The following is a 26,951-nucleotide window of genomic DNA, read 5'->3' as shown; positions in this document are numbered from 1 at the left end:
CCGGTTGAGCCGTTAACAGGAGTCGGCCATGAACAAGCAGTCCGGCATACATTACCTCCGGGAACACAGGGAAGCGGGAAGCAACAAACCTGTTCCTGCGGAGGTCACCCGCATCCGCGATACAGTTGTCGCCGGACTTGGGGATCTGCTGCAGGGCGCATTTGATGCCGTTGATGATTCGTTGTTTGAGCTGGCAAATAATGCCCGCAGCAACAACGAGCAGAACCGCTATTTTGAAGCCATGCGAGAAATTCGCATCAAGCGAAAAGGCGTAGAGCGCCACTTTCAGAATACAATTGCTCAGTTTTTTGCAAACCCGCCTCACACAGGCCACCTGCAGGACGACATGCTGGCGCAACAGGCGAACGCAGACAATCTCGCACTTGTTGGCGATGATGATCTGGAAGAGCAAGTAGCTCTGAACGCCATGATCACCAAAGCGAAAGCCCATTTCCAGGGGCCGCTCATACAGCTCCAGACCCGATTCAGCCAGGTTTACGACGGAGCTTCCGATGAAACTCCCGTCAACCCCATGGCGCCCGAACATCTCTGCAGCGCTTTTACAGATGCAATCCAGGCTCTGGAAATACAGATTCGTGAACGATTAATTCTGCTCAAGCAGTTTGATCGCTACGTCGTGTCCAATCTGGGCATGCTTCTGGATGAAGCAAACCGGATCCTTGTCCAGGCTGGCGTTATACCCAACTTCCGTTACCACGGAAAGACCGGCCACCAGCACAGCGCCCCTGAATCCCAGCCCTCAACCAGCGGGAAGGACAGCTCAGCCACGCAAGATGAAAACTGGCTGGATAGTGGTACCGGAAATAACGCTGTATTTGACCAGATTCACCAGCTACTGGCACGCCAGAGAGCCAATGCAGGCATACCATCCCGCCAACATGATCCGGACATTCGGATTATCGGAGGTAATGAACTGGTAAATCTGTTGGCCTCCCTGCCATTTGCCACACAGGCCGGCGCCGAACACAATCTCAGTGAAGGCGAGCCACTTACCATCGACCTTAGGGACGCCGTTCAACAGATTCTGGCGCAGACCAACACTTCCGATGGAAAGAAGCCTGCCCTCAAGGAAATGGATGAGGACCTGATCAACCTCGTATCCATGCTCTTTGAATTCATTCTCGATGACTACAACCTGTCTGCGCCTGTTCAGGTTCTGATAAGCCGGCTGCAGATACCAATCCTGAAAGTTGTCATAAAAGACAAGAGCTTTTTCAGCAAGACCACACATCCTGCAAGGAAGTTGCTCAATGCTCTTGCCCGGGCGGGAATTGGCTGGAGTAACAGCGATGAAAAAGCCAGGGACAAGCTGTACGAAAAGATTCACGGCATAGTGCAGAGAATCCTCTGCGAGTTCGACGGTGATATCACCCTGTTCGAAACACTTAACGACGAGTTCGAAGAGTTTCTAGCCAGGGAAAACCGCAAAGCGTCTCTTGTAGAGCAACGTACTCGCGAATCCGAGCGCGGCCGCATCAAATCCCAGAAAGCCCAGGAACTGGTTGATCGGGTAATAAAGGAGCGAGTTGCCCGACACCGGCTCCCGGAGCCTACCTATAACCTGCTGATCAATGGCTGGAGCCGGGTCATGTTCCTGGCCTATCTTCGGGACGATGTGGAGCATCGCTGGCAGGAAACCGTGAAGGTTGTCGATGACCTTATCTGGTGCCTCCATCCCCACCAGGACGATTCCGAACGGGATCAGTGGGTCAGGGTTGTTCCCGGGCTGCTCAAATCACTGCGTGCGGGCCTGGAAGAAGTTTCGTATAACGCTTCAAAGCTCGATGAGACCATGAGCCAGCTCAAGCACGAACTGGCAGAGGCTTTCCGCACAAGCTCCAGCATGGAGATCGCTGAAGAGCCACCCCAGGAAGAATACGAGCAGAATAACTTCAAGAGCCAGCCGCAACCCCAACCCGAGGATGCCGCTATCGCTGAGTTTATGGCTCAGATTGATAACATAGAGATAGGTAACTGGGTTGAGTTCCGTCTTGTAAATGGCGCAAGCTTCCGATGCAAACTTTCAGCAATCATTGAAGAAGCAGACTGCTTCGTCTTTGTTAACCGCATGGGCCTGAAAGTTATTGAGAAGACTCGTACTGAGCTTGCCCATGAAATGCGGCGCGGAAGAATGACTCTGCTTGAGCAAGGAGCATTCATTGATCGGGCTCTTGATGCTGTCGTAGGCTCCCTGCGCAGCAAAACAGCCTGACAGAGCCTGAACCCGCAGGTTTTCTGCGGGTTCGGCACTTAACTTGACACAAAGATCATCTGGCAATAATGGAGCAACCTGAGGCCAATGCTGTAGCGTGACAGCAGCAATCAGGCTTCAGCTTGTTTCGCCGCTTCCTTGACCAGCTTCGCCAATTCTCCACTCTCAGACATTTCCATAATGATGTCGCAACCACCGACCAGCTCTCCGTTAATATAGAGCTGAGGGTATGTTGGCCAGCTTGAATATACTTTGAGGCCTTCGCGTAACTCCTGGTTATCGAGAATATTCACAAATGCAAAGCGCTCACCACACGCCATCAGCGCCTGGGATGTCTTGGCAGAAAAACCGCATTGCGGGGCCTGGGGCGAGCCCTTCATATAAAGGATAATCGGGTTTTCCGAGAGCTGGGTTTTAATGGTTTCATTAATGTCCATGAGCATTCACCTATGATTGAAAGCGGAACAGTATGTTGCGCTTTTTCGCGCCATTACACCGAATTTATCAGGGCTCTATTGTACACGTCGGGCCAGTCCCTCAACAAACACAACAGTTTGATGCAGGACATGACCCACCGGAAGCGTTGTCATCACTGGCGTGAAGGGCTAGACTTGATGCCCTTTTTTCACCACTATTCTTCACTCATTCCCGGCTTCATCAAGGTAAGGGCCATCCCATGGCAGCAAGGCATTTTCTGACACTGAATGACATGACCACAACCGAACTGGAAAGTCTGGTGGATCATGGCACCAGACTCCGGAACGAATGGCGTCAGGGCAAGGTCAGGGACTCACTCAGGAATCGCGTACTGGCGATGATTTTCGAGAAGTCCTCAACCCGTACCCGGGTCTCTTTCGAAGCCGGCATGACGCAACTGGGCGGCTCCGCCATGTTTCTCTCTCCCCGGGATACACAGTTAGGCCGCGGGGAGCCGATTGAGGACTCTGCAATTGTCATCTCCAGTATGGTAGATGCTGTGATGATCCGTACCTTTGCCCATGAAACGGTCGAGAAGTTCGCAAAGGCTTCGCGGGCACCGGTTATCAATGCCCTGACGGATGACTTCCATCCCTGCCAGTTACTTGCCGACATGCAGACCTATCGCGAGCATCGCGGGAGCATACGGGGTGCCACAGTGGCCTGGATTGGTGATGGAAACAACATGTGCCATTCCTACATTAATGCCGCTGCTCAGTTCGACTTCCACCTGAACATAGCCACACCCGAAGGTTACGAACCCGCCCCGGAACTGGTGAAAGCCCATGGTTCCCGTATAACTCTCATGCGGGAGCCGGCTGAAGCCGCTCGCAATGCAAACCTGCTGGTAACCGACGTATGGGCCTCAATGGGCCAGGAAGACGAGCAGAAAGCACGCGAAAAGGCCTTCAGCAACTACCAGATCAACCCCTCGCTGATGGAGATAGCGGCAAAGGATGCCTTGCTCATGCACTGCCTGCCAGCACACCGTGGCGAAGAAATTTCTGCCGACATGATGGAACACCCGGCGTCAGTAATCTGGGACGAAGCAGAAAACCGGCTTCACGCCCAGAAGGCGCTGCTGGAATTCCTGATCCTGAATCGCCTGGACTGAGACGCTATGAGCTCCCACGGAACTACCACTCACAACTGGTTGCTTGAAGTAAATAACCTGACATGCGGCTATGGCGGAGACGCTGTTGTGAAAGGTATCAGCTTCGCGCTCAGCCACGGAGATATAGGCTGTCTGCTCGGGCCCAGCGGTTGCGGGAAAAGTACAATTCTGAGGGCTCTGGCCGGTTTCCTTCCTCTGACCGGTGGTGAGATATGCCTGGATTCCCGGCAGATAAGCCTCCCTGGCCGCACTCTCCCACCGGAGAAGCGCCGCATCGGTATGGTTTTTCAGGACTACGCCCTGTTTCCTCACCTGAGCATTGCCGATAACGTAGGGTTTGGATTGCAGGGGCTGGATAGAGCCCAGAAGCGCAACAAAGTCATGGAACTGCTTAACGTCGTTCACTTGCAGGATCTGGCGGACAATTATCCACACGAGCTTTCGGGCGGCCAGCAACAACGGGTTGCACTGGCACGAGCTCTAGCTCCCGAACCCACACTGATTCTGCTCGATGAGCCCTTCTCGAATCTGGATACAGATCTGCGCCGCAGGCTCAGCCTGGATGTCCGGGAGATACTGAAAACACTCGGCATAAGCGCCATCCTTGTGACACACGATCAACAGGAAGCCTTTGCCATGTGCGACCAGGTAGCGGTACTCCAGAATGGGGAGATCCAGCAATGGGATGTGCCTTACAATCTCTACCATGAACCCGCAAACCGCTTTGTGGCAAGCTTCATAGGCCAGGGTGGATTTATACCGGGTAAAGCGGTGGGGCCGGATACCATCGAATCCGAGCTAGGCACCATTCATGGCAACCGGGCCTACAAATGGGCCTCCGGCACTCTGGTAGATGTGCTTATCCGCCCTGATGACATTGTCTATGATGCAGAGTCAGACCTGAGACCCAAAGTGGTGGAAAAGACCTTTGCCGGTACCTCTACGCTCTACAGGTTCCGCTGTTCTGAAGACACGGAATTTGAGGCACTGTTCCGCAGCCACCAGGATTTTAATCTGGGCGAGACGGTTCCTGTCCGGGTAGAAGCCGATCATCTCATTGCTTTTGAACGCAACAACTGAGCTACAGATTCAGTTATTGCACACCCTTTCGATTGCATCCAGCCAACCCGCATACAGGGACTCCCGCAGCGCCGGACTCATTTCCGCCTGGAACTGCTGCTCGCACTCCCAGAGTTCCGAGATCTGCTCCAGGCTGTCATAAACTCCGGTTTGCAGCCCGGCAAGGTAGGCCACCCCCAAAGCGGTCGTTTCGGTTATCCTGGGGCGGTCAACCGTAACGTTCAGGATGTCCGACAGAAACTGCATCAGCCAATCATTGACTACCATGCCGCCATCCACACGTAATGATGCCAGGGCTGCACCGTCATTCTGAATGGCTCGCACCAGATCCTTGGTCTGGTAGCACACTGACTGTAGCCCGGCGGTGACAATCTCGCCAATGCCGGTATCCCGGGTCAGCCCCAGGATGGCCCCACGGGCATGGGGGTCCCAATGTGGCGCGCCCAACCCGGTGAACGCTGGCACCAGATACACCTGATTATCCACACCGACCGTTTCAGCATGGGAGGCGGATTCGTTGGCATGGCTAATCAGTTTCAATCCATCGCGCAGCCACTGCATGGCAGCGCCCGCTACAAAAATACTGCCCTCAACCGCATAGCATGGCTTACCATCAAGTCGATAAGCCACGGTCGTCAGCAGGCGGTTTTCCGAACGCAGGGCTTCAGCGCCAGTATTAACCACCAGAAAACAGCCAGTGCCATAGGTACTCTTCGCCATGCCCGGCTTGAAGCAGGCCTGGCCAATCAGCGCCGCCTGCTGATCGCCCGCCATGCCTGCAACCATAACCGGTGCACCAAGCCATCTGGCATCAGTCAAGCCAAAATCCGCTGCACTATCGAGAACATCTGGCAATACAGCCTTCGGCACACGAAACAGCGATAGCAGTTCATCATCCCACGCCTGTTCATGGATATTGAACAATGCAGTCCTGGACGCGTTTGTAGCATCTGTAAAATGCGAACTTCCGCCAGTCAGGTTCCAGAGAAGCCAGGTATCTATAGTTCCAAACGCCAGCTCACCGGCCTCGGCACGGGAACGTGCGCCCTCCACATTATCCAATATCCAGGCAATCTTGGTGGCGGAGAAGTAGGGGTCGATCAACAGACCGGTGCGCTCGACGACCGCCTGCTCATGGCCATCGGTTTTAAGCTTGGTGCACAGTGATGCCGTACGTCTGTCCTGCCAGACGATCGCGTTATGGATCGGCTTGCCCGTCGCCCGCTCCCAGATCACCGTTGTTTCCCGCTGATTGGTAATCCCGACCCCGGCCAGTTCAGAGGCATCAATACCGGCTTTTTTCAGCGCACCACGACACACCGCAAGCGTAGTTTCCCAGATCTCAGCTGCATCGTGCTCTACCCGGCCGTCACTTGGAAAGTACTGGCGAAACTCCTGCTGATCAGTAGCAATGCTGGTACCCGTCTGGTCAAAAATGATGGATCGGGAGCTGGTAGTACCCTGGTCAATCGCAAGCAGGTATCGGGTCATTATGGATCCTGTATGTCTGGCTGTTTACAGGAGTCTACCAGCAGCTGGTTCAAGGACAGAAGAAAATGGGTGCATACCCGAAAGGAAAACTGACAAAAAGTGCGGAGTACAGGAACGCAAAAAAAAGGGCCGGAAAAACCGGCCCTCAAATGACGAATGAAACAAGGAAATTTCGTAAGAACCACAACGTTAGAAGTCATCCCTTACGCTTTAATTATCGGTACCGGCTGCAGTTGTTTCAGTAGCTCTTGTGTTGTCGCTTTGTTACATCTGGTGAAAACCAGAGAGCTGCATCACATATCTGGCTCCAACGGCTTGTTACGCGGCCAGACCAGACTGAAACGCGCACCGCCAAGGCCGTCACTCCGACTCACAAATGCCTGCCCGTTATGCCAATACAGAATACGACGGACGATGGAGAGGCCAAGCCCATACCCACCAGAAGTACGGGTTCGACTGTCGTCAAGTCTCGCAAACGCGGTAAACACCTTCTCCCACTCTTCTTCCGGAATACCCGGACCATCGTCTTCCACATCTACCCGGCAATGATCCTCGTCAATATGACAACGCACAAGCACCCGACCAGCCGCATAGCGCCCGGCATTACCCACAAGGTTCTGGATAGCCCGGTGAATGTAGCGCGGTTCCACGTCAGCGGTAGCCAGGTGCTCTGTTGATTCATCAATTTCACTTTCGATACTCAGAGCAGGTCGGGTTCTCTGCTGCTCCGCCACAACCTGCCTCACAATTTCAGTTACAGACGCTTCCTCAAGCTTGAAAACCGGCCCACCCTGCTCAAGGCGGGCGTAGGTCAGAATCTCATCAATCAGCTCATCCAGCTCCTGAATATCGCCGTCAATACCATCAAGTTGCTTCTGAAGCGCTTCCTGCCCCTGACAATCCTCAATCATCTGCACCCCGAAGCGAATGCGGGCAACCGGTGTTCTCAATTCGTGGGACACTGCATGAATCATTTCCCTCTGAACATCAACAAGGCGCTGAATGTGCTCTGCCATACCGTTAAACGCCGCTGCCAGGCGAGAGACAACCGTACCCTCACCCGCATCTACGCGAGCACTCATTTCTCCGCGAGCAATCCGCACAGCAACAGACTCTACTTTGCGCAAGTTGCTATCCAGGGCTCGAAGTACAAAAATCAACCACAGCGCAAGAGCACTTCCTGACACCAGCAACAACAGCAAAGTGACCGGCCACGCCCAAGGATTGAAGGCCCCGTCTGGCATGCTAACCTCAATCAGCTCACCGTCTGCCAACTGCATAAGCACCAGACCTTCACCGTTGTCACGATAAAAGGCGAAACCCTGGTTGTATACCCTTTCCAGCACCTCATCGCCTGGCAGAGCCTCCGGACCCTGAACTCTCAAAACACCAATCTTCAGGGCGTCTGTCAATCGCTCCAGAACCTCGTCGCGACCCTCCGGACTGGCGGCGTCCAGGTGCATACGCAGAACTTGAGCAGAAGCGAGAGCTATATCCCGATAGGGTTCAGATGCCCTGAACTGTATGACTTCACCATTAAGCCCTGTCACCAGAAACCGATAGCCCAGACCGTCTTCAATAGCAACCACCTGACCATACCCCAGGCGCTCCCGGATGACGGGAGTAAGCGACAACTCCCCAGCGCCTCCAACCTGGAAATCATTCAGAGAGTCCAGCCAGGGATATTGGTGCCCAGGAGCGGGAGAGGAAGCCAGCCAGCGCATGAGCGGCTCGGAGAAACGCTCATGCCAGAATTGTGAGCGTACAGAATTGATCCCCAGAAAAAGGGCAATACAGAGCAGTATTACCAGTGCTGTGAGGCCAGCAAGGCGAGCATATAGATTGAGGAAAAACTTCAGGGGCATGTCAACAAACCCTGGCAGGGAAGCGCCGGCCAGAAAATCCGTACCAGCGCCATAGACTGAATCGTCAGGCCTCTTTCACAAACAGATAACCTTTACTCCGGACGGTTTTTATCCTGCGGGGGTGGATGGGGTCATCGCCGATTTTCGGGCGAATCCGGGAAACCCGGACATCAATCGACCGGTCCTGGCCATCGTATTCGATGCCCCGCAATGCCGTGAAAATTTCCTCGCGGCTGAGAACCCGGCCGGCATTACTTGCCAGCAACCAGAGCAGGTCGAACTCAGCGCTGGTGAGATCGATGCTTTCATCGTTAAGCCAGGCTTCTCGCATTGAGCGGTCCACAACCAGGTCGTTGAACTGCATGCGTGTAGGCTCTTCGGCACTCGTTTCATCCGAACTATTCTGGGCATTTTCTGTTACACGGCGAAGCATGGCTCGGATACGGGCCAGAAGTACGCGAGGCTTTACGGGCTTTCCGATGTAATCATCTGCGCCCATTTCAAGACCAAGCACCTGATCCAGATCATCAGTACGTGCAGTGAGCATGATGATGGGGCCAGAATAGAACGGTCGCACACGGCGGCAGATAGACAGGCCGTCTTCACCCGGCAACATCAAATCCAGCACAATAAGGTCTGGCTGCTCGGTGCGAATACGCTCAACTGCTGAGCTTCCATGAGTTTCGATTGAGACCGCCAGACCGTTGCTCTCAAGGTATTCCCGGGTCAGCTCGGCCAGCCGCTCATCATCTTCGACAATAAGAATTCGCCAACTTTCGTTTGTCTGTTCCACGCGATCCATCTCTGATTTTATTTTCCGGGTTCAGTGTCTTGCCTGCAACCTGACAATACAGGCTACCTGATGTAACAGCAATTATACATGCTATTCAGAAATATACATGGAACTGACTTGTGGTTACAGCCGGTGACAAACACTGACCTGTATTTACCTCAGGTTAAGATTGGCAAACCCGTTCAAAACAGTGGCCGGCCCAGAGCAATTTCTTCATCGGTTGCTTCACGGCGCTCAATGATTTCCAGATCAAAATACAGGGTAAAACCGGCCAGCGGATGATTGGCATCAACCCGGACAAGATTACCGTCGATTCCCATAACCTGAACAATCTGGGCGTTGTCACCGGTATTTGTCTGGAATTTCATACCAACCTGCAAATTTTCCACACCCTCAAACATCGACCGGGGGATTTTCCGAACCAGGTCTTCCCTGTGCTCTCCATAGGCCATGGAGGGCGGAACAGTTACTTCCAGACAGTCCCCTGCATTACGGTCTTTCACAGCTTCCTGAATACCTTTGATAATATCCGGGCTGCCATACAGAAAGTGCAGAGGTTCACTGCCTTCTGAAGTATCAACCAGCTCGCCGATTTTGTTCTTCAGCACATAATGAACAGTAAAAACGTCAGGTTTTTTTAAAGAAGCTTCCATCAGAGTTTTGAGTTTCCTGTATCCGGTGGATTTTCTGTCAGTTTCAGGCCATGGATCACAAGACGCTGATCCAGTTTTTCACGCAGCCCTGAAGGCTGGTGCAGCCCCATACGTTGCAAAAATTCGGTATAACAACCCTGCTCATCTCTGGCCCTGAAAGCCTGCAGGAGGGTCGACAGCTTACCACGGCCAGTGGCCGTTTCAGATTTGAGTTTCCTGAGCGCCTTGCCCAGCACCAGCTCCTGGTCGGTAAAATCCCGGCCAAAAGGAAATGCCGGAAACCATTCATCACCTCCAGTATCTGAAAACAGCTTTGCGATAGCCTCTGGCGTATTGTTTTTCCATGCAGCCGGCAACCGGAAGGCCGCATCGACCTTACCGGCTTTCTGTGCCCGGCTGAGCAGTTCCTGCTGAAAGCGGGAATCTGCGATACGGATCAGTCGCAGATACACTTGTTCATCCGGCTGACCCCGCAGGTCAGCAATACCATATTCGGTGACCACAATATCCCGGAGGTGACGGGGGATCGTACAATGTCCGTAATTGAATACAATATTCGACACCCTTGTCCCCTGAGTTTTTCGGGTACTACGCAAAGCGATAATTGAGCGTGCACCCGGCAACTCATGTGCCATGGACACGAAGTTGTACTGGCCACCCACACCGCTGATCACCCGACCATCCTCAAGCCCGTCCGAAACAGCTGCTCCACTGAGCGTGTACATCATTGCGGTATTGATAAACCGGCTATGGATTCGCTGCGCGGCCTTAAGGTGCTGATTACCGAAGCGATGGTCATAGAGATGATTGATGTAGTTAACGCTGGTCATGCAGATCCGGTCGCGATCCGCATCCGTGAGTTCACGCAGTGACTGATAGAACTTCTGAGGGCCCAGATAAAAACCGCCGTGCATGGCCACACCACCACTCAGTCTCTCCCCCAGAGCCTGAGCCGCAATCGCGCCCCTGGCTTCCGCGTTATCCAGGTCGGCATCCAGCACCTGCTCTCCCACATACAGCCGGCCGTCTCTAAACTCAACCTCACTTCGAAGAATACCGTAGCGGGTAAGCCAGGACACATCGCGAGCCCCCATCGGCGACCCGATAAGCCCTTCCCGGCGCAGTACATCCAGTGTGTCCAAAGACACTCTGTCATCGATATCACCATTATTGAGGAGCGTTTGCAGTCCGGCATGATCATATACTTCCCGCCGGAGAATACCCTCTTGCATGAGATACAGAAATCCGTCAACCATCATCTCACTGCAGCCGTAGAGGCCTTTCTCAAACGGCCCGGTGCCACCTTCCTTTTCTACCAGAGGGAAATGTTCCGCAACCTTGAGATAATCGAAAACGGCTTTCCAGGCATGATTATTTTTATGGCGCAGAAGGGCGCTATGTACCAGCGCCGCGCCAAGCGAGCCTATTCCCAACTGCAAGGTACCACCGTCCTTCAGCAAGGTACTGGCATAGAAGCCAATCAGATGATCCGCCGGGCTTATCGCCATCTGAGGCGCAGAAAACAACGGGTATTCCGAAGACTCATCTTCAAACATCATGTCGAACTGGTCTTCTGCTATGGCCGCATCGCGACCAAACCAGGGTAACTGGCGATTGATTTCACCCACAACGGCTACCGGAGAGCCTGCCGCCTCGCTTTCTCTTAACATCAGCAGCAGATCAAGAGTCAGATCGGGGTTACAGCTCAGGCTTACCATACCCGGGGCATCATGCACCTCTCCCGGTGACACCATCTGGGCAATCACATTAATCCCCTGGCTCATAAGATCACGAGCAGCGTGCGTATAGTTGGTAGATATGTAATGGCGCTGCTGAGGCTTGTTTTTCAGGGCACTACCTGCCTTGAAAAAAAATTCCGAAACCTGAACATTCGGGGGCAACTGATTGTTGCTGGAGTCCCTGGCATACTGCAAATCCGGGATATCTCCATAGAGACGTTCCGCAAACGGCCCCATAAACCGCTTTTCCAGAGAAGAACTACCTGAAGGGGCCAGCAGTGAGAGCGCTGTGAATATCTGCAGATCTATTTCCGGGTCATTCTTTGCTCTCTGATAGAGTGCATTTACGAAGCGGATCGGCTTCCCGATTCCCAAAGGCAGTCCCAACCTGATCGTCTTGCCAACCCGGCGAATCACTTCATCCACACAAGCCTCTATCTCATTAAAGCGCTGCCCTCTGTTTGTCGCCATACCCAGGATCCTCATTGATCAATCAGCTGTTATCCACAGGGGGGATCATCACATGACATATGTGGACAGACAATGCACGAAATCATGAATCAGGTTTTTTGACAGCCAGAATCAGAAGAAGCCGTACATACAGCCCGAGAAAAAGCGTGGTTTCAAGAGAGAGGTACAGAATTGAAAAGTCAGGAAAGTAGCAAACTGGAGCTTGCGGGATACGATAAAGAGGTCAGAAATTCCACTTCAGATTCAGGCAGGCGCCTTCATTCAACAATGCAATCCCATGATCGGCCCGGGCAGACTGAGACGCATAGTGCTTGCCCGTATTATCAGAACGCACCAGCGACAAACTCAGTAAACGGGATCCGATTTCGGCAACAGCATCAGCGTCATCGTCAAAATCACCTGACATGCGCTGCTCCAGCTGGTAGACATCTTCGATAGTCATGATTTCGTTCAATTCATTGACGCCGCGTTCAGCCGCATCGGCGCGAACCACAAAAGCGGCGGCGTTGAGAACAAGCAATGCGACAAAAATACGAATAATCATGATACTTACGAGGACCTTTTAACCGGATAAGAATTTTACTTCTACCATAGGCTAAAGTCTAATCCCAAGACGGCAAAAAGATGTGAAACTGCACACATTCGGGTCATTTTTTTGTCACTGCTTTACTCGCTTTTTGTCAAAAAATGATCCCCTGTATTGCAGAATGTAACAGCTCCTCCGTTCAGGCACGGCCAATTCCTTATGGCTCAATGCCTTACGTCAATTTTCAGCAATACCGGATATCAGGGGCAGGGATAGGTGAACTCCTGGTGAATCGCCTCAATCGCTTCCAGCGTATCCGGGCTGAGATTCACACTAACCGAACCCAGGTTTTCCTGAAGCTGCTCCATTGTGGTCGCGCCAATAATGTTACTGGTAACAAAGCCCCGGCTATTTACGTAAGCCAAAGCCATCTGGACCGGAGAGAGATTATTCTGCCTGGCAAGTTCGACATATGCGCGAGTTGCATCCGCACCACGCCCATTGGTGTATCGACTGAAGCGTTCATAAAGTGTCAGACGGGCCTTTTCGGGCCATTTCCCACCCATGTATTTGCCCGAGAGCATACCGAATGCCAAAGGTGAATACGCCAGCAAGCCAGTCTGTTCCCGGTGAGCAATTTCAGCGGTACCAACTTCAAAAGACCGGTTCAGTAAATTGTATGGGTTCTGAATACTGACAATCCGCGGCAAGCCTTTCTCGCCAGCCAGGCGCAGATATTCCATCACGCCCCACGGAGTTTCATTAGAGACGCCTATATGCCGGACCTTCCCTGCATTCACCAGTTCACTGAGAGCCGTCAGCGTTTCCTCGATTGGCGTATATGTCTCTTGCGGGTCGTGCTCATAACCAAGCTTCCCGAAAAAGTTGGTGTTTCGGTCCGGCCAGTGCACCTGGTACAGATCTATGTAATCGGTCTGCAGGCGTTTCAGGCTGGCATCGCAGGCTTCAATAATATGATCGCGTGTCAGACGCGGGCCATTACGCAGATAACTCAATCCGTTACCCGGCCCTGCGACTTTCGAGGCAATCACCAGATCATCGCGACGATTGCGCTTCGCAAGCCAGTTGCCCAGGTACGTCTCGGTGAGACCCTGGGTTTCTGGCCGTGGGGGCACCGGATACATTTCCGCAGCATCAATGAAATTAACGCCCTCGGAAGTAGCGTAATCCAGCTGCTCAAAGGCCTCCTGTTCGGTGTTCTGCTCGCCCCATGTCATGGTGCCGAGACATATCAGGCTGACATCGATATCGGTATTGCCAAGCTTTCGGGTTTGCATAGCACCTCCGCTTAAATTGGTTTAACAGGTAAAGAGAATGTCACAGGAGTGTCGCGTAACGGTCACGCTAGCTTTCCATAGTGGAGTCATGTCAAAGGAACCACAGGAAACGTCGTGACCAGGACCAGTCAGGCCAACCGGCGCATACAGAAGATTACCATCGTTTCCGAAACATTTCCCCCGGAAGTCAATGGGGTGGCCAACACCCTGAGACACCTTTGCGAGGGGATGGTCAGAAACGGGCATAGGGTTAGCGTTGTACGTCCGCGGCAGCGCCATGAAAGCAAAAACACTGCGCCTGATGCAAACGGAGCTTTATTCGCCCATGAATATGTGGTGACAGGCATGCCTCTGCCTGGATATGCAGACTTGCGTTTCGGTCTGGTCAGCAGCAGCGAGCTCCAGCGACTGTGGCAAACGGACCGTCCGGATGCGGTCTACGTAGCAACCCAGGGACCTTTGGGCATTGCAGCTGTATCTGCGGCGAAAAAGATGGGGCTCCCTGTCAGCTCCGGCTTCCACACCAACTTTCACCAATACAGCCAGTACTACGGTGCCGGGTTTCTGGCAAAGCCTCTTTGTGCCTATGGCCGATGGTTCCATAACCGGACAGCAATCACCCTGGTGCCTACAAAGAAAATGCAACAGGTAGCCTCAGATATGGGTATTACGCCAACCGGTATCTGGAGTCGCGGTGTTGATTGCACGCGCTTCGCACCATGCAAGCGGGATGAGACCCTGCGTGCGAGCTGGGGGCTCAGAGAAAATGGTCATGCAGTGCTTTATGTAGGTCGGCTGGCTGCAGAAAAAAACCTGCGAATGGCCGTGTCCTGCTATGAGCGCATACGCAAGCTACATCCACGAACCCGGTTTGTGCTGGTAGGTGATGGCCCCATGCGCAGACAGCTGGCTGAAAAACACCCGGACTACATCTTCTGCGGTACCCGGCGAGGAGACGATCTCGCCCGCCACTATGCCTCCGGCGATATTTTTCTGTTCCCCAGCAAAACGGACACGTTCGGAAACGTTGTTCTTGAAGCGATGGCCAGCGGCCTTGCTGTCGTTGCCTACGATGATGCTGCCGCCAGCGAGCATATTCGACACTCAGAAAACGGGATGAAGGCACCACTTGCCATAGATGAAAGGTTTGTCGACGGAGCCCTCCGACTGACAAACCAGCCCAGCCTGCTGAACCGCATCCGGGCCCAGGCACGACTGGATGCGCTTGAACTGGGCTGGGATTCTCAGATCAAGCAATTTGAACAACTGGTGTTAAGAAGCCAAAGCCCAAAGGTCCAATACTATGCGCCCAGTAAGCACAGCCGCTCGCTTTTTTAAGTTGGCGGATCAACGCGAATACGCCTGGTGTCAGTCTATTAACCGGATGGTCCGGTTTCGGCTGGCCCTTCGTTATTTCCAGCTCATGAGCCGAATGGGCGACGGCTGGTTCTGGTATGCACTCATCCTTGCCATTCCCTTCATTATGCCCGGAACAGGGCTCGGTGTAGCATTGCTGATGACGCTGACAGGGCTTGCCTGCACCCTGACATACAAACTCCTCAAGCGCCGGCTGATCCGTGAGCGGCCTTTTATATCCTTCCCCTCCATCAACTGCGGTACGCCGCCACTGGATCGTTACAGCTTTCCCTCCGGGCACACTATGCATGCTGCCTGTTTTCAGGCCATGTTATTCATGACCGCTCCCGCACTGGCTCTGGCCACCCTCCCGTTTACCCTGAGCGTTGCTGCATCCCGGGTTGTACTGGGCCTGCACTACCCCACTGACGTGGCAGCAGGCGCCCTGATCGGAGGACTCATGGGGTATTTATCAACTCTGTATTTTATCAGCGACTTTCTGATTCTGTTCCCGGGCTGAGCTCAATCAAACAGCCGAAGCTGAGTCACAGGTGCATCATCATTGCGAAAACGCACACCCAGGCCTAACAAGCGAACCGGCCTCTCGCGATTGGTTACCAGTTCACCCAGAAGAGGCAGGTAATCCTCAAGAGCCGGATCTCTGACATTTTCCCTTACACGCTCCAGCGAGTGGGTGGAAAAGTCACTGTACCGAATCTTGATAAACAGCTTGTGGATGGGCTTGTCCCGCCCTTTGCGGGAAAGCCGGAGGTTCAGGTCGGCAACCAGCGATGCAAGTACTGTTTCGCAGGCAGCCATATCCGGCAGATCCTCGGAGAAGGTTCGTTCTACACTGACCGATTTGGCAATCCGCGAAACCACCACTGGCCGCTCATCCCGACCATGGGCCATTTCGTGCAGCCGGAACCCCTGCTTGCCAAACTGCTCGATCAGCACATCTACGCCCAGCGTCTGTAAGTCGCCACAGGTCTGCACACCAAGAGCATGTAGCCTGGACGCTGTCACCTGCCCCACCCCGAACAGCTTCTCAACGTTTAATTCCCGGACAAAGCCATCAATCTCATCTGGCTTTACCACAAACAACCCATCAGGTTTTTGCCAATCGCTGGCAATTTTGGCCAGAAATTTGTTGGGCGCCACGCCAGCGGAGATAGTAATACCGACTTCGTTCTTCACTCTTTCCCGAAGGTAACGAGCCATCAGGGTGGCGCTCCCCCTGTGATCGTCAATGTCTGATACATCCAGAAACGCTTCATCCAGAGATAAAGGCTCAACCAGATCTGTCAGTTCCCGCAGGATACCCATAACCTGTTTCGACGCATTCCGGTATCGAGCCATATCAGGCGGAACCATCACCAGATCCGGGCATAACCGCCGGGCTTCAGCGCCAGGCATGGCTGAACGTACACCGAAAGCCCGAGCCTTGTAATTGCACGTAGCGACGACTCCCCGTCCACCGGCACCGCCTACTGCCAGAGGAACATTACTCAGCGTCGGGTCATCACGCATCTCGACCGCCGCATAAAAACAGTCACAATCCACGTGGATGATCTTGCGTTGAGGCATAATCACTGCACTCGCGTCGGGTTTCTGTACATTTATACAGCCTTGTATCTTAAAGTAAGATGCTGAGAATGTCAGGAACCCCAATGATAACCACCCGACACCGTCACGAGGCTCCATGACAAACCCCATTCCAGACTCTGAGCGCACCGAAATAGAAGCAGCGGCGTTTCGTCGCCTGGTCAAACATTTACAGGACAACCCCGAGGTTCAGAACATTGACCTGATGAATCTGGCCGGTTTCTGTCGCAACTGCCTTTCCAAGTGGTACCGTGCAGCGGCTGAAGAACGGGGGCTGGAAATTTCTGATCCCGCAGCAAGAGAAGAGATCTACGGAATGCCTTATGAAGAGTGGAAATCACTTCACCAGACCGGCCCCAGGCAGGACCATAAGTAATGAACGTAAACAAAGCACTGCGTATCCACCTGGCATCACTGGATGGCGGCCATGCGGATTTTGATGACACCCTGGCACTGATCAGGCACCACTTTGACTTTCAGCCCACGGGTTTTCACAACGGGCCATTGTTCAACTCTGCTGATGAAAACAGGGGTTCCTGCCAGGTATTCGGCATTGCCCAGTACTGCAATCTGAATGAGGCAGACACCCTGAAGCTGTTTGCGCAGCATTATAAGCAGGTTCTGGACAACCCCACCGAAGAAAGCCACGGCAATATCCGCCAGTTCATCAGCACCGGCTGGTCGGGCATCCGCTTTGAAAGTGCGCCGCTGCGCCTGCGCCAAACTCCATCCGAGCCAGATACCAGAGAAGAGACCCACTCATGAGTGACACCTCCGCCTCCGGGGTAAAACACGGATTCCAGCTGAAAAGCGCCAGCGTTTCCATGACTGCGCTGGAGCTGTACTATTTCGATAACGATGAATTCGAAGAAACGCTGAAAGACAAAATCAGCCAGGCTCCCGGCTTCTTCCGGGATATCCCGCTCATTATCAGCCTGGAGAAATACGAAGGTCTCGACAGTGAACTGGATTTTTTCAAAATCATCGGCACATGCCGACGCAACAATATTCATGTAATCGGTGTTCGCGGAGGCAATGACGACCAGCGCCGACTGGCCAGAGGAGCCTCGTTAGCTCTGATGCCCGGAACCGGCCAGAGAGACCGGGCCCATGAAACCGGCTCCGCGCCAGAGAAAGCAGAAGCTACAGAATCGCCCGCTGCGCCGGCGCCACAGGCGGCACCGGAAGCAACCCCGACCCGTATCATCAGCCAGCCGGTTCGCTCAGGCCAGCAAATTCATGCCCCGGACGGCGATCTGGTTATTCTGGCACCGGTTCAGGCAGGCGCCGAAGTACTCGCAGCTGGTAACATACACATATACGGACCACTGCGGGGCCGTGCCCTGGCGGGCATTCATGGCGCCGAGTCCGCAAGAATCTTCTGCCAATCACTTGAGGCAGAGCTTGTGTCCATCGCCGGACACTATAAAATCTCCGAAGATCTTCAGGACAACGGCTGGAAAAGCGCTGTGCAAATCCAGCTCAGGGACGACCTGCTGGTGGTGACACCGCTGGAAAAAGCCTGATACTGGAACCCGACAAAATAATGTGACCGGTTTATCCGGCAGACACGACGAATCCACCGAGAAACAGGAAATAGACCTTGGCTAGAATCATTGTCGTAACCTCAGGAAAGGGCGGCGTTGGTAAAACAACCACCAGCGCCTCCATCAGCACCGGCATTGCCAAACGCGGGCACAAAACCGTCGTGATCGATTTCGACGTAGGCCTGCGCAACCTGGACCTGATCATGAACTGCGAGCGCCGGGTAGTGTATGACTTTGTCAACGTCATACAGGGCGAGGCAACACTGAACCAGGCTCTGATCCGAGACAAGCGGGTTGATACTCTCTATATCCTCCCTACTTCCCAGACCCGTGAGAAAGAAGCTCTCACAAAAGAGGGCGTTGAAAAAGTTATCAACGAACTCTCCGAAACGTTCGACTACATCATCTGCGATTCACCCGCCGGGATCGAGCACGGTGCCATGATGGCCCTGTACTACGCGGATGAAGCCGTTGTAGTAACCAACCCAGAGGTTTCCTCTGTGCGGGACTCGGACCGTATCCTCGGTATTCTGCAAAGCAAATCCCGCCGCGCCGAAACGGGCCAGGAGGGGGTCAAGGAGCATCTGCTGCTGACCCGTTACAACCCTGACCGGGTTGACCGGGGTGAAATGCTTTCTGTAGCGGATGTCGAAGAGATTCTCGCTATTCCTTTACTGGGTGTTATCCCGGAAAGCCAGATTGTTCTCAACTCTTCAAACCAGGGGCTGCCGGTCATTCTCGAAACGGAAAGCGATGCTGGCCAGGCATACGACGACGCAGTTGCACGCCTTCTGGGTGAGGAGCGGGAACAACGCTTCATGACCTCCCAGAAAAAGGGCTTCTTCTCACGGATGTTCAAAGGAGGCTGAGCCATGAGTTTCCTCGATTATTTCAGAGGCAAGAAAACCGGTACTGCAAACGTAGCTAAAGAGCGGCTGCAGATTATCGTGGCTCACGAACGCGGTCAGCGCGATCAGCCAGATTACCTGCCGCAGTTACAACAAGAGCTGCTGGCAGTGATTCGGAAATACGTCCAGATCAGTGATGATATGGTCCAGGTAGAAGTGGATCGCAACGACAGTTGCTCTGTTCTGGAACTGAACGTAACCCTGCCCGAACGCTGACCAGGCATTGACCAGACAGGCTACAGACAGAAAACGCCTGCCCGTATCCAACGGGCGGGCGGATTCGTAGACAAAGACCCGCCAGGTAACTAAGAGGTGACGGGCAAGGCATGACACGCTAAGCTTTGGATCAGGGACTTCACAAGGCAGAGTAAACTCGATGACCGTTCTCGCTTACGAGATAATGACGCCCAACATCAAAGCCGTACCGCAATCCTGGACTATGGACCGCCTGGCCCGGTTTCTTACTGAAAATGAAATTACCGGCAGCCCGGTCACCGACGACTCGGACGAAATTGTCGGCATAGTCACACTCAAAGACATCACAGAATTCCGCTGGAATGCCAACAGGACTGACGCCGACAAAGAGCTCACGGCAGAAGACCAGCAGGAGGCTCGGCGCCTGCGCATGATACTTTTTGAAGAAATGGGCAAAGTGCCGGTTGAGGTCAGGGATATCATGACACCCATCGTTTTATCTGTTGACGAATCCACGCCTGTGCGCGACATTGCCAATATCATGATGAGTGAGCACTTGCACCGGATCTTTGTAACCCAAGGTTCAAAGATCACTGGCATCGTGACCACATACGATATGTTGAAAATCGTCTCGGATGAGGAGCTTACGAAACGCTGCGCCCGCATCGACTGATCCACCACAGAGGTAGCGACACCTATGCCCAGAACCCCGGAAAAAGCACCGCAAGCTCGACGAAAAATGTACGTCCTCGACACCAACGTCCTGATCCACGATCCAAATGCCCTCCTCAATTTTGAAGAACACGATGTCATTATCCCCATGACGGTCCTGGAAGAGCTCGACGGCCTGAAATCCGGCAAACAGAGTGTAGCGGCTGATTGTCGCCAGGCTATCCGCACCATCGACAAATTGCTTGGTGACGCCAGCCCGAAAGACATAGAAAAAGGTGTACCCATCGTACGGGCCAAGATGGCAAAACCTCTGGGCACCCTGTCCATACTGATGAGCACAGAGCATGCAGGTGACCATTCGCTGCCTCAGCACCTGAACGACAACAAGATCATCAACACACTTGCAGCGCTTCAGGAGCGACACAAGTCCCGGGATATCATACTGGTCAGCAAAGATATCAACATGCGGCTTAAAGCCCGTGGTTTTGGCGTGGAAGCCCAGGATTATCACAACGATCAGCTTCTGGACGACATTGATCTGTTGCCGAAGGGTTACATCGAGTTCCCTAATTCCTTCTGGGACACCATCTCTAAAGTGGAAACTGTACAGCGGGATGGCATAACCGAACATATTCTCAAGCGCGAAGGTGAACTGGCCAAACTCAATGTCAATGAATATGTTCTTGATGAACAAGGGTTTATAGGCAGGGCTGTCAAGATTACGGATACCCAGGTGGTTATCCGGGACTTGCACCAGCACGACCTGATGAACGAAGAAGTCTGGGGGCTGGTGCCCCGGGATATCTATCAGGCCATGGCCCTGAACCTGCTGCTGGATCCGGATATTCACCTGGTTAATCTCACCGGCTCGGCGGGATCAGGAAAAACCATTCTGGCGCTGGCTGCCTGCATTGAAATGACCGTTGCCAGCAAGCTCTACAAGCGGATTATTGCAACCCGTTCAACCCAGGGGCTGGATGAGGATATCGGTTTCCTTCCCGGCACAGAAGCCGAGAAAATGGAGCCCTGGCTGGGTGCCATCGTGGACAACCTGGAAGCACTGCACGAAGACGATGAGAATATGACCGCCAGCGTGGACTACATTCTCAGCAAGGTACCCCTGCACTTCAAATCCATGAACTACATTCGTGGCCGCAGCTTCCAGCACAGTCTGATTATTATTGATGAATCCCAGAACCTGACACCGCACCAGATCAAGACCATTATTACCCGTGCGGGTAACGGCTCCAAGGTGATCTGCCTGGGTAACCTGGCGCAGATTGATACTCCGTACCTGAGCGCACTCAGCTCCGGCCTGACCTATATGACGGAACGCTTCAAAACCTTCGGTCATGGCGGGCATATTCATCTGCAAGGCGTACCGCGCTCAATACTGGCGGAATTTGCAGAAGCCAACCTTTAAACCGGGAGTTTCCGGATAAGGCTCAGTCTTTGAACTGAGCCTTATCCAGGCCATGCTTCTTCATTTTGTCGTAGAGGGTCTTACGGGCAACACCCAGTTGCACCATGGTGTCCTTGATACTTCCATGGCAGGCATTGAGTGCACTGGTCAATATGGAATGCTCAAAGCTGTCCATCATCTCTGCAAGCGTACGCCGCCCACTCACATCCGCCTTGGCCACAGGCTCACTTTCATCCAGAGCAGACGGACCAAGCAGTACATATCGCTCTGCCAGGTTACGCAATTCCCGGACATTGCCCGGCCAACTGTGGTGCATTAAGCGGGCTGCCTGGCTCGCATCCAGCGGAATACTCTCCCGGTCATAACGTGCGGCGGCAATCAGAACAAAGTGGTGAAACAGCATAGGGATGTCTTCTTTGCGCTCGCGCAAGGGCGGAATATCCACCTTGACCACGTTCAGCCGGTAATAGAGATCCGCCCGGAAATTGCCTTCATCACTGAGGGCTTTGAGATCAGCTTTGGTGGCCGCAATAATACGCACATCCAGTTCCTGAACCTGGTTACTGCCCAGGCGCTCCACCCTTTGCTCTTCCAGCACGCGAAGCAACTTGATCTGAAGTGGCATGGGCATGCTTTCAACTTCATCCAGGAACAGCGTCCCTTGATTGGCGTGTTCAATCTTCCCGATGCGGCGTTTATCCGCACCGGTGAAGGCCCCGACCTCGTGCCCGAAAAGCTCACTTTCAATCAGGTTTTCCGGAACCGCTCCGCAGTTAATAGCAACAAAGTTATGGGCAGCCCTTGGGCTGTTCTCGTGAATGTAACGAGCCAGAGCATCTTTACCAGAGCCGGTTTCACCAGACAGCAGAATATTCGCCCCGATATCCAGAATGGGTGTAATGGTATCCATCACTTTCTGCATGCTGGGCGTGCCGCCCAGAATCCTCGGACCGGGCCTTGTCAAATGGCGTAACTGGGCTTTGAGACGACGATTTTCCAAAGCCAGATGCCGTTTCTCCAATGCGTGCCGGAGCAACTCAATCAGCTCATCATGCTTGAACGGTTTCTCGATAAAATCGTATGCGCCCTGCTGCATGGCAGAAACCGCAGTGCTGATATCGCCCTGACCGGTCAGAATAATAACGGGAATCGTCTTGTCCATAGCCTGGACAGCACTCAGCATCTCCAGCCCGTCCATGCCCGGCATGTTGTAGTCACAAAGCACAACGCCACAGTATTCCGGCGTAATAACCTCAATGCCCGACTCTGCATCTTCAAAACAGCGCACAGACAGATCTTCCAGGGTCAGCGCCTGGGCAATGGCCTGGCGAATGTGGGGGTCATCATCCACAAAAATTACCGAGGGTTCCGTCATTCCACGGCCTCACGTTTTTTCAGGGTAAATTCAAATTCCGCACCCGATGCATCAGTGCGATTGCAACCGGTAAGCCTGCCTCCCAAAGCGTCAGCAATCTGCCTCGATATGGACAGACCAAGCCCAAGCCCCTGCTTGACGGACTTGGTGGTGAAGAAAGGTTCAAAAATCTGCTCGGTATTCGCTGGCAGTCCAGGCCCGTTATCCCGCACGAAACAGCTCCAGATCCCGTCTCTTCCCTCAACCTCTATAGTGATTTCCGGCTGCTCCAGACCTTCAACAGCCTGCACCGCATTCGCAAGCAGATTGACCATCACCTGTTCAATCCGGATCAGATCACCGTGACAAAAAACCGGCTGCGCGGGGCGTTTCCAGCGGATATCAATGCCCGCACTATTTTTCTGTGCCGCAATGATTTTCAGGGATGCGTCCACCGCCAGACGGAAATCCACAATCGTCGGTGGGCCTTCAGACTTGCGGGAGAATACCTTGAACTGACGGGTGAGCTCCGCCATTTTGTCGCACAGAATGACAATTTCACTGAGGTTCGCATCCACCATATCGGCAGCGCCTTTTTCCAGGAATCGCCGGCTGTTTCTGGCATAGGTCTGAATGGCAGTAATAGGCTGACTCATCTCATGATTAAGCCCGGCTGACATCTGCCCCAGCACCGCCAGCTTCGCCGCCTGGATCAGCTCCTGCTGAGTTTCCCGCAATTCATCCTGGGTGCGCTCACGCTCCCGTATTTCACCCAGCAACTTATGATTGGAGCGTTCCAGATCCGCCGTTCGCTCGGCCACCCTGCGCTCAAGCTGCTCTCCTCTCAAGGCCAGCTCCGCTTCACGGCGATAGCGTTCACGTAAATAGAGCCACGCCAGCAGAACGCCAAAATAGATCGCGATACCGCCGGTCACAAACCCCAGGCGCGTCCAGACTACCGAACGGGTACTCACCATAACCTGCAGCGTCCAGTCCAGCCTTGGCAGAGGGGTGCGAACGCTCAGATACTCAAGGCCTCCGCCATCCTCCCGGATACGCAAGGTGCCGGATAAACCAGACAATCCCCAGGGCTTACCAAGGTACTGCAGAGAAACAGGCTCCAGATCACGCTCAGGGTAACGCTGGCGTGAAGCTTCGCCCGGCGCCTTTTCCGCACTGCCGGTAAAATCGCGATACAGCCATTCCGGCTTGCTGGCCAGAAAGCTCACACCGGCTTCATCCAGCACTACCATCTCCGCCTCACGTGTGGAATCCGGCCGGTGCCACTGGGACTCAAGCTCATGAACCAGTACTTTCACAGTGACAATGCCCAGAATCCTGGAATCCTGGCCCCGAACCGGATGGGAAAAGTAGAGACCTCGCACTCCGGACATAAGCCCCAGCGCAAAATAGACTGCGGAATCACCACCTTCCATTGCTTCGTAAAAATATGGCCTGAACGCAAAGTTCCGGCCCACAAAGCTATCGGCCTGCTGATAGTTATTAGCTGCAATCGTCAGGCCCGACGTATCCATCAAATAGACATCCGAGCTTCCTGCAATAGCCGCCATACGCTGCATCTGCTCATTCGCCCGGTGAATCACCTCCGGGTTATCCGGAGAGCTCAAAGCCTCTGCCAGTATCGGGTGCTCAGCCATCAGTCCGGGAATGGGTAAATACCGGTTCAGCTCGTTCCCGACAAGCTGGCGGTAGCGGAAAGACTCTTCGATACTGTCCTGTTCGACCTGCCGGTAGCCAACCCAGCCACCCAGTATCCAGGACACCAGAAGAGTAATAACGAATACAACAAAAGCGCCTATCCGGTAGGACATAGCCCGGTTCCTGCAACACCGATCAAGGACGCCAGAGTATCGCCCGCCCCCTTGAAGAACAAGGGCACGGGCAATAAGGGCATGGTCTCAGGCCGCAGCCATTCGAACCTTGCGCTGACGTTGCATCAGGAACGCGACTGCTGCGAGCCCCAGGCCGGCAAGGTCGGATATCAGCCCGCCCTCAATCATCAACAGTGCCGCACCAATCAGCAACAAGCGGGCTACCCATGAGGCCGATACGTTGCCAAACCAGCCCAACACACCGCCAGACAGCAGGTACACACCAAAGAGTGCGGTAACCAGTGCACGGGCAATATCAAACCAGCCTGCTTCCATCAACAGCGCGCCGTTGTAGAAAAACATGAAGGGTACGATGAATGCTGCAATACCAATCCGGAAAGACGCTACTGAAGTTTCCATGGCGTTTGCACCGGAGATTCCTGCCGCCGCATAGGACGCCAGCGCAACCGGTGGCGTAATGGCAGAAACAACCGCGAAATAGAACACAAAGAAGTGGGCCGTCAGCGGCTCAATGCCCAACTGCACAAGGCCTGGAGCCACTACAGACGCGGCAACAGCATAAGCAGCCGTTGTGGGCATCCCCATACCCAGGAGGATGGAGATAAACATGGCGAAGATCAGCGCCAGTAGCTGGCTGGCCTCTGCCACGTCAAGCAACAGTACCGAGAAGCGGGCACCAACACCGGTCAGGGAAATAACCCCCACGATAACGCCTGCCGCCGCACACACCACGATAATCTGAATAGCCATATAAGATGCTGTTTCCAGCGCATGCAGAATCTGCCTGATACCCATCTTGTTGGGAGAGAACCAGCTGACAACCGCCGCAGAAACCATGGCCAGAGTACCGGCACGTATCACCGAATAGCCAATAAACAGAGCCACCACCAGAATGATGATCGGCAGGAACAGATAGCACTGTTTGACCATAGTGCGGAGTTTGGGCAGCTCATCTTCCCGCATACCACGCATGCCGGTTTTTGCGGCTTCAAAATCAACCATGAAGTAAACCGACGCGAAATACAGAATCGCAGGGATAATGGCAGCAATGGCAATTTCGGTGTAAGGAATACCGGTAATTTCGGCCATGATGAAGGCGCCCGCCCCCATGATCGGAGGCATGATCTGGCCACCGGTCGATGCCGCTGCTTCCACAGCGCCAGCAGATTTTTTGCTGTATCCCACTTTCTTCATCAGCGGGATAGTCAGTGAACCGGTAGATACCACGTTACCGGCACTGGTGCCGTTGATCATACCCATAAGACCGGAGGCAAAAATGGACACCTTGGCAGGGCCACCGCGAGAGCGCCCGGCGGCGGCAAACGCAAAGTTCACAAAGTAATCACCCACTTTTGATGATTGCAAAAATGCGGCGAAGATAATGAAAAGAATGATGTAAGTAGACGACACCGCGGTGGTGGGCCCAAGAATACCGGCATCGGTGTAAACCTGGCTGAAAAAGCGCTGTACCGACAGACCCGGATAGCCAAGGAAGCCTGGCAGATAAGGGCCGGCAAACACATACACAAGAAACACCAGCCCGATAATCACCAGCGCCAGACCGGCCACCCTTCGGGTAAGCTCCATAATCAACGCTGTGCCAGCTACCGCCGCAAAGGAGATACCCACAGGTGCAAAAGAGGTACCTGTAGACATACGCATTGCAGAGTTATAAGCCACGAGGAAATAAGCTGCGACAGCGATGGAACACAGAATCAGAACCAGATCCGGCACGCTGAAGCGCGAGCGTTCACGCTGGTGGAACCAGCTCAAGACAATTCCCACACCGGTTGCAGCCAAAAGAGGCCAGCCAAAGTGCCAGGTTTCCAGATCAGCAGGGATACGCATGGCACCGTTCTGAACCATCTGCCAGAATGAGAATGTCTGGTACAGCGCATAAAGTGCAGGCAATAGCGCTACCGCACCAACCCATGTTGTCCAGCGGTGACGTGCAGAGCCTTCTTCTGCAGAAACAAAACGGGCGCCGGCAAACAGAATAAAACCCAGAGCAAGGGCACCTGCAATGTGCACAATCCTGAACGACCAGGTTTCCAGCGGCGAAATGTTCAGAGAATAAAGATGGAATGATGAGTATACAATCGCCAGCAAAGTAACAAACTTCAGCATGCCGCCTTCAAACAGCCTTCGGTTTGCCTCTACAGGCTCTTTATCCACGTCGTGGGCAAGCACATGGTCTTCGCCCACCTCCACATCGGAAAAATCTTGGGGGTGTCGTTCAAGTGTCATTGGGGATCCTGCCTACAGGCAAATCGGTGCCGGCAGAATTTGCCGGCTATT

General features: G+C 53.7%; 24 protein-coding genes. 12 read left to right on the top strand and 12 right to left on the bottom strand.

Translation table 11 applies throughout. The features are described from left to right. Nucleotides 1-28 precede the first annotated feature (28 nt). A complete protein-coding gene (locus DS878_RS04315; RefSeq protein WP_113814758.1) occupies nt 29-2,233 on the top strand; it encodes a DUF1631 domain-containing protein in 2,205 nt (734 codons plus the stop codon). Between the two features lie 110 nt (nt 2,234-2,343). Here the strand turns inward: DS878_RS04315 and grxD are convergent, their stop codons facing one another. Further along, complete coding sequence (gene grxD, locus DS878_RS04310; protein WP_113814757.1) at nt 2,344-2,670, bottom strand: Grx4 family monothiol glutaredoxin; 327 nt, start codon at nt 2,668-2,670, stop codon at nt 2,344-2,346. A gap of 239 nt (nt 2,671-2,909) precedes the next feature. Between grxD and argF the strand changes: the two genes are divergently transcribed. Further along, a complete protein-coding gene (argF, locus tag DS878_RS04305) occupies nt 2,910-3,824 on the top strand; it encodes an ornithine carbamoyltransferase (RefSeq protein WP_113814756.1) in 915 nt (304 codons plus the stop codon). A 6-nt stretch (nt 3,825-3,830) separates the two neighbouring features. Beyond that, nucleotides 3,831-4,904: an ABC transporter ATP-binding protein gene (locus DS878_RS04300; protein ID WP_113814755.1), complete on the top strand. Its 1,074-nt coding sequence runs from the start codon at nt 3,831-3,833 to the stop codon at nt 4,902-4,904. Nucleotides 4,905-4,913: 9 nt separating this feature from the next. On the opposite strand, the gene glpK is transcribed toward DS878_RS04300, so the two are convergent. The 7 genes from glpK to DS878_RS04265 all read right to left on the bottom strand — a co-directional run bounded on the left by glpK (nt 4,914) and on the right by DS878_RS04265 (nt 13,740). Continuing rightward, nucleotides 4,914-6,395, bottom strand: a complete 1,482-nt coding sequence (gene glpK / locus DS878_RS04295) for a glycerol kinase GlpK (RefSeq protein WP_113814754.1) — start codon at nt 6,393-6,395, stop codon at nt 4,914-4,916. A gap of 293 nt (nt 6,396-6,688) precedes the next feature. After that, a complete protein-coding gene (locus DS878_RS04290; RefSeq protein WP_113814753.1) occupies nt 6,689-8,260 on the bottom strand; it encodes an ATP-binding protein in 1,572 nt (523 codons plus the stop codon). 64 nt (nt 8,261-8,324) lie between these two features. Next, on the bottom strand, nt 8,325-9,062 hold the full coding sequence (locus DS878_RS04285) for a response regulator (RefSeq protein WP_113814752.1): 738 nt from the start codon (nt 9,060-9,062) through the stop codon (nt 8,325-8,327). Nucleotides 9,063-9,235: 173 nt separating this feature from the next. After that, entirely contained in the window at nt 9,236-9,706 is a 471-nt protein-coding gene (locus tag DS878_RS04280) for a peptidylprolyl isomerase (protein ID WP_113814751.1), read from the bottom strand. Next, nucleotides 9,706-11,916 (bottom strand): acetyl-CoA hydrolase/transferase C-terminal domain-containing protein, encoded by a 2,211-nt coding sequence (locus DS878_RS04275; protein ID WP_113814750.1) that lies wholly within the window; start codon nt 11,914-11,916, stop codon nt 9,706-9,708. Before DS878_RS04275 ends, DS878_RS04280 begins: the two co-directional genes overlap by 1 nt. 223 nt (nt 11,917-12,139) lie before the next feature. Then, nucleotides 12,140-12,460 carry a hypothetical protein gene (locus tag DS878_RS04270; RefSeq protein ID WP_113814749.1) on the bottom strand — a complete coding sequence of 107 codons (321 nt, stop codon included), beginning with the start codon at nt 12,458-12,460 and terminating at the stop codon, nt 12,140-12,142. Nucleotides 12,461-12,702: 242 nt separating this feature from the next. After that, entirely contained in the window at nt 12,703-13,740 is a 1,038-nt protein-coding gene (locus DS878_RS04265) for an NADP(H)-dependent aldo-keto reductase (protein WP_113814748.1), read from the bottom strand. 114 nt (nt 13,741-13,854) lie between these two features. On the opposite strand from DS878_RS04265, the gene DS878_RS04260 reads away from it, so the two are divergent. Beyond that, nucleotides 13,855-15,078 (top strand): glycosyltransferase family 4 protein, encoded by a 1,224-nt coding sequence (locus DS878_RS04260; protein WP_113814747.1) that lies wholly within the window; start codon nt 13,855-13,857, stop codon nt 15,076-15,078. Beyond that, the gene (locus DS878_RS04255; protein WP_113814746.1) at nt 15,044-15,616 is read left to right on the top strand and encodes a phosphatase PAP2 family protein; all 573 of its coding nucleotides are present in this window, start codon (nt 15,044-15,046) and stop codon (nt 15,614-15,616) included. The genes DS878_RS04260 and DS878_RS04255 overlap by 35 nt, the downstream gene beginning before the upstream one ends. Before the next feature lie 2 nt (nt 15,617-15,618). Here DS878_RS04255 and dinB read toward each other — a convergent pair whose 3' ends face one another. Continuing rightward, nucleotides 15,619-16,683 carry a DNA polymerase IV gene (gene dinB, locus DS878_RS04250; RefSeq protein ID WP_113814864.1) on the bottom strand — a complete coding sequence of 355 codons (1,065 nt, stop codon included), beginning with the start codon at nt 16,681-16,683 and terminating at the stop codon, nt 15,619-15,621. Between the two features lie 115 nt (nt 16,684-16,798). Between dinB and DS878_RS04245 the strand changes: the two genes are divergently transcribed. From DS878_RS04245 to DS878_RS04215, 7 genes are all read left to right on the top strand, one after another. Beyond that, nucleotides 16,799-17,077 (top strand): DUF1244 domain-containing protein, encoded by a 279-nt coding sequence (locus DS878_RS04245; RefSeq protein WP_113814745.1) that lies wholly within the window; start codon nt 16,799-16,801, stop codon nt 17,075-17,077. Continuing rightward, nucleotides 17,077-17,466: a HopJ type III effector protein gene (locus tag DS878_RS04240; protein WP_113814744.1), complete on the top strand. Its 390-nt coding sequence runs from the start codon at nt 17,077-17,079 to the stop codon at nt 17,464-17,466. The genes DS878_RS04245 and DS878_RS04240 overlap by 1 nt, the downstream gene beginning before the upstream one ends. Next, a complete protein-coding gene (minC, locus tag DS878_RS04235) occupies nt 17,463-18,227 on the top strand; it encodes a septum site-determining protein MinC (protein WP_113814743.1) in 765 nt (254 codons plus the stop codon). Before DS878_RS04240 ends, minC begins: the two co-directional genes overlap by 4 nt. A gap of 77 nt (nt 18,228-18,304) precedes the next feature. Further along, entirely contained in the window at nt 18,305-19,117 is an 813-nt protein-coding gene (gene minD / locus DS878_RS04230) for a septum site-determining protein MinD (RefSeq protein ID WP_113814742.1), read from the top strand. A gap of 3 nt (nt 19,118-19,120) precedes the next feature. Then, nucleotides 19,121-19,372: a cell division topological specificity factor MinE gene (minE, locus tag DS878_RS04225; RefSeq protein WP_113814741.1), complete on the top strand. Its 252-nt coding sequence runs from the start codon at nt 19,121-19,123 to the stop codon at nt 19,370-19,372. A gap of 160 nt (nt 19,373-19,532) precedes the next feature. Further along, nucleotides 19,533-20,024 (top strand): HPP family protein, encoded by a 492-nt coding sequence (locus DS878_RS04220; protein ID WP_113814740.1) that lies wholly within the window; start codon nt 19,533-19,535, stop codon nt 20,022-20,024. A gap of 66 nt (nt 20,025-20,090) precedes the next feature. Further along, a complete protein-coding gene (locus DS878_RS04215; protein WP_113814739.1) occupies nt 20,091-21,446 on the top strand; it encodes a PhoH family protein in 1,356 nt (451 codons plus the stop codon). 22 nt (nt 21,447-21,468) lie between these two features. Here DS878_RS04215 and DS878_RS04210 read toward each other — a convergent pair whose 3' ends face one another. From DS878_RS04210 to DS878_RS04200, 3 genes are all read right to left on the bottom strand, one after another. After that, nucleotides 21,469-22,821 (bottom strand): sigma-54-dependent transcriptional regulator, encoded by a 1,353-nt coding sequence (locus DS878_RS04210; RefSeq protein WP_113814738.1) that lies wholly within the window; start codon nt 22,819-22,821, stop codon nt 21,469-21,471. Further along, nucleotides 22,818-24,632, bottom strand: a complete 1,815-nt coding sequence (locus DS878_RS04205; protein ID WP_113814737.1) for an ATP-binding protein — start codon at nt 24,630-24,632, stop codon at nt 22,818-22,820. The genes DS878_RS04210 and DS878_RS04205 overlap by 4 nt, the downstream gene beginning before the upstream one ends. Nucleotides 24,633-24,719: 87 nt before the next feature. Beyond that, on the bottom strand, nt 24,720-26,900 hold the full coding sequence (locus DS878_RS04200) for a TRAP transporter permease (protein ID WP_113814736.1): 2,181 nt from the start codon (nt 26,898-26,900) through the stop codon (nt 24,720-24,722). Nucleotides 26,901-26,951 lie beyond the last annotated feature (51 nt).

The sequence above is a fragment of the Marinobacter sp. F3R11 genome (assembly GCF_003318275.1).
In the GTDB taxonomy this organism is placed as follows: Bacteria; Pseudomonadota; Gammaproteobacteria; order Pseudomonadales; family Oleiphilaceae; genus Marinobacter.
The sequence above is the reverse complement of the archived record's forward strand: the minus strand, read 5'-3'. Positions and strand labels throughout refer to the sequence as shown.

Excerpts from the sequence above, each read along its gene's own strand:
- DS878_RS04315 (WP_113814758.1), top strand. The coding sequence starts at position 29 with ATGAACAAGCAGTCCGGCATACATTACCTCCGGGAACACAGGGAAGCG.
- grxD (WP_113814757.1), bottom strand. The coding sequence starts at position 2,670 with ATGGACATTAATGAAACCATTAAAACCCAGCTCTCGGAAAACCCGATT.
- argF (WP_113814756.1), top strand. The coding sequence starts at position 2,910 with ATGGCAGCAAGGCATTTTCTGACACTGAATGACATGACCACAACCGAA.
- DS878_RS04300 (WP_113814755.1), top strand. The coding sequence starts at position 3,831 with ATGAGCTCCCACGGAACTACCACTCACAACTGGTTGCTTGAAGTAAAT.
- glpK (WP_113814754.1), bottom strand. The coding sequence starts at position 6,395 with ATGACCCGATACCTGCTTGCGATTGACCAGGGTACTACCAGCTCCCGA.
- DS878_RS04290 (WP_113814753.1), bottom strand. The coding sequence starts at position 8,260 with ATGCCCCTGAAGTTTTTCCTCAATCTATATGCTCGCCTTGCTGGCCTC.
- DS878_RS04285 (WP_113814752.1), bottom strand. The coding sequence starts at position 9,062 with ATGGATCGCGTGGAACAGACAAACGAAAGTTGGCGAATTCTTATTGTC.
- DS878_RS04280 (WP_113814751.1), bottom strand. The coding sequence starts at position 9,706 with ATGGAAGCTTCTTTAAAAAAACCTGACGTTTTTACTGTTCATTATGTG.
- DS878_RS04275 (WP_113814750.1), bottom strand. The coding sequence starts at position 11,916 with ATGGCGACAAACAGAGGGCAGCGCTTTAATGAGATAGAGGCTTGTGTG.
- DS878_RS04270 (WP_113814749.1), bottom strand. The coding sequence starts at position 12,460 with ATGATTATTCGTATTTTTGTCGCATTGCTTGTTCTCAACGCCGCCGCT.
- DS878_RS04265 (WP_113814748.1), bottom strand. The coding sequence starts at position 13,740 with ATGCAAACCCGAAAGCTTGGCAATACCGATATCGATGTCAGCCTGATA.
- DS878_RS04255 (WP_113814746.1), top strand. The coding sequence starts at position 15,044 with ATGCGCCCAGTAAGCACAGCCGCTCGCTTTTTTAAGTTGGCGGATCAA.
- dinB (WP_113814864.1), bottom strand. The coding sequence starts at position 16,683 with ATGCCTCAACGCAAGATCATCCACGTGGATTGTGACTGTTTTTATGCG.
- DS878_RS04245 (WP_113814745.1), top strand. The coding sequence starts at position 16,799 with ATGACAAACCCCATTCCAGACTCTGAGCGCACCGAAATAGAAGCAGCG.
- DS878_RS04240 (WP_113814744.1), top strand. The coding sequence starts at position 17,077 with ATGAACGTAAACAAAGCACTGCGTATCCACCTGGCATCACTGGATGGC.
- minC (WP_113814743.1), top strand. The coding sequence starts at position 17,463 with ATGAGTGACACCTCCGCCTCCGGGGTAAAACACGGATTCCAGCTGAAA.
- minE (WP_113814741.1), top strand. The coding sequence starts at position 19,121 with ATGAGTTTCCTCGATTATTTCAGAGGCAAGAAAACCGGTACTGCAAAC.
- DS878_RS04220 (WP_113814740.1), top strand. The coding sequence starts at position 19,533 with ATGACCGTTCTCGCTTACGAGATAATGACGCCCAACATCAAAGCCGTA.
- DS878_RS04215 (WP_113814739.1), top strand. The coding sequence starts at position 20,091 with ATGTACGTCCTCGACACCAACGTCCTGATCCACGATCCAAATGCCCTC.
- DS878_RS04210 (WP_113814738.1), bottom strand. The coding sequence starts at position 22,821 with ATGACGGAACCCTCGGTAATTTTTGTGGATGATGACCCCCACATTCGC.
- DS878_RS04205 (WP_113814737.1), bottom strand. The coding sequence starts at position 24,632 with ATGTCCTACCGGATAGGCGCTTTTGTTGTATTCGTTATTACTCTTCTG.
- DS878_RS04200 (WP_113814736.1), bottom strand. The coding sequence starts at position 26,900 with ATGACACTTGAACGACACCCCCAAGATTTTTCCGATGTGGAGGTGGGC.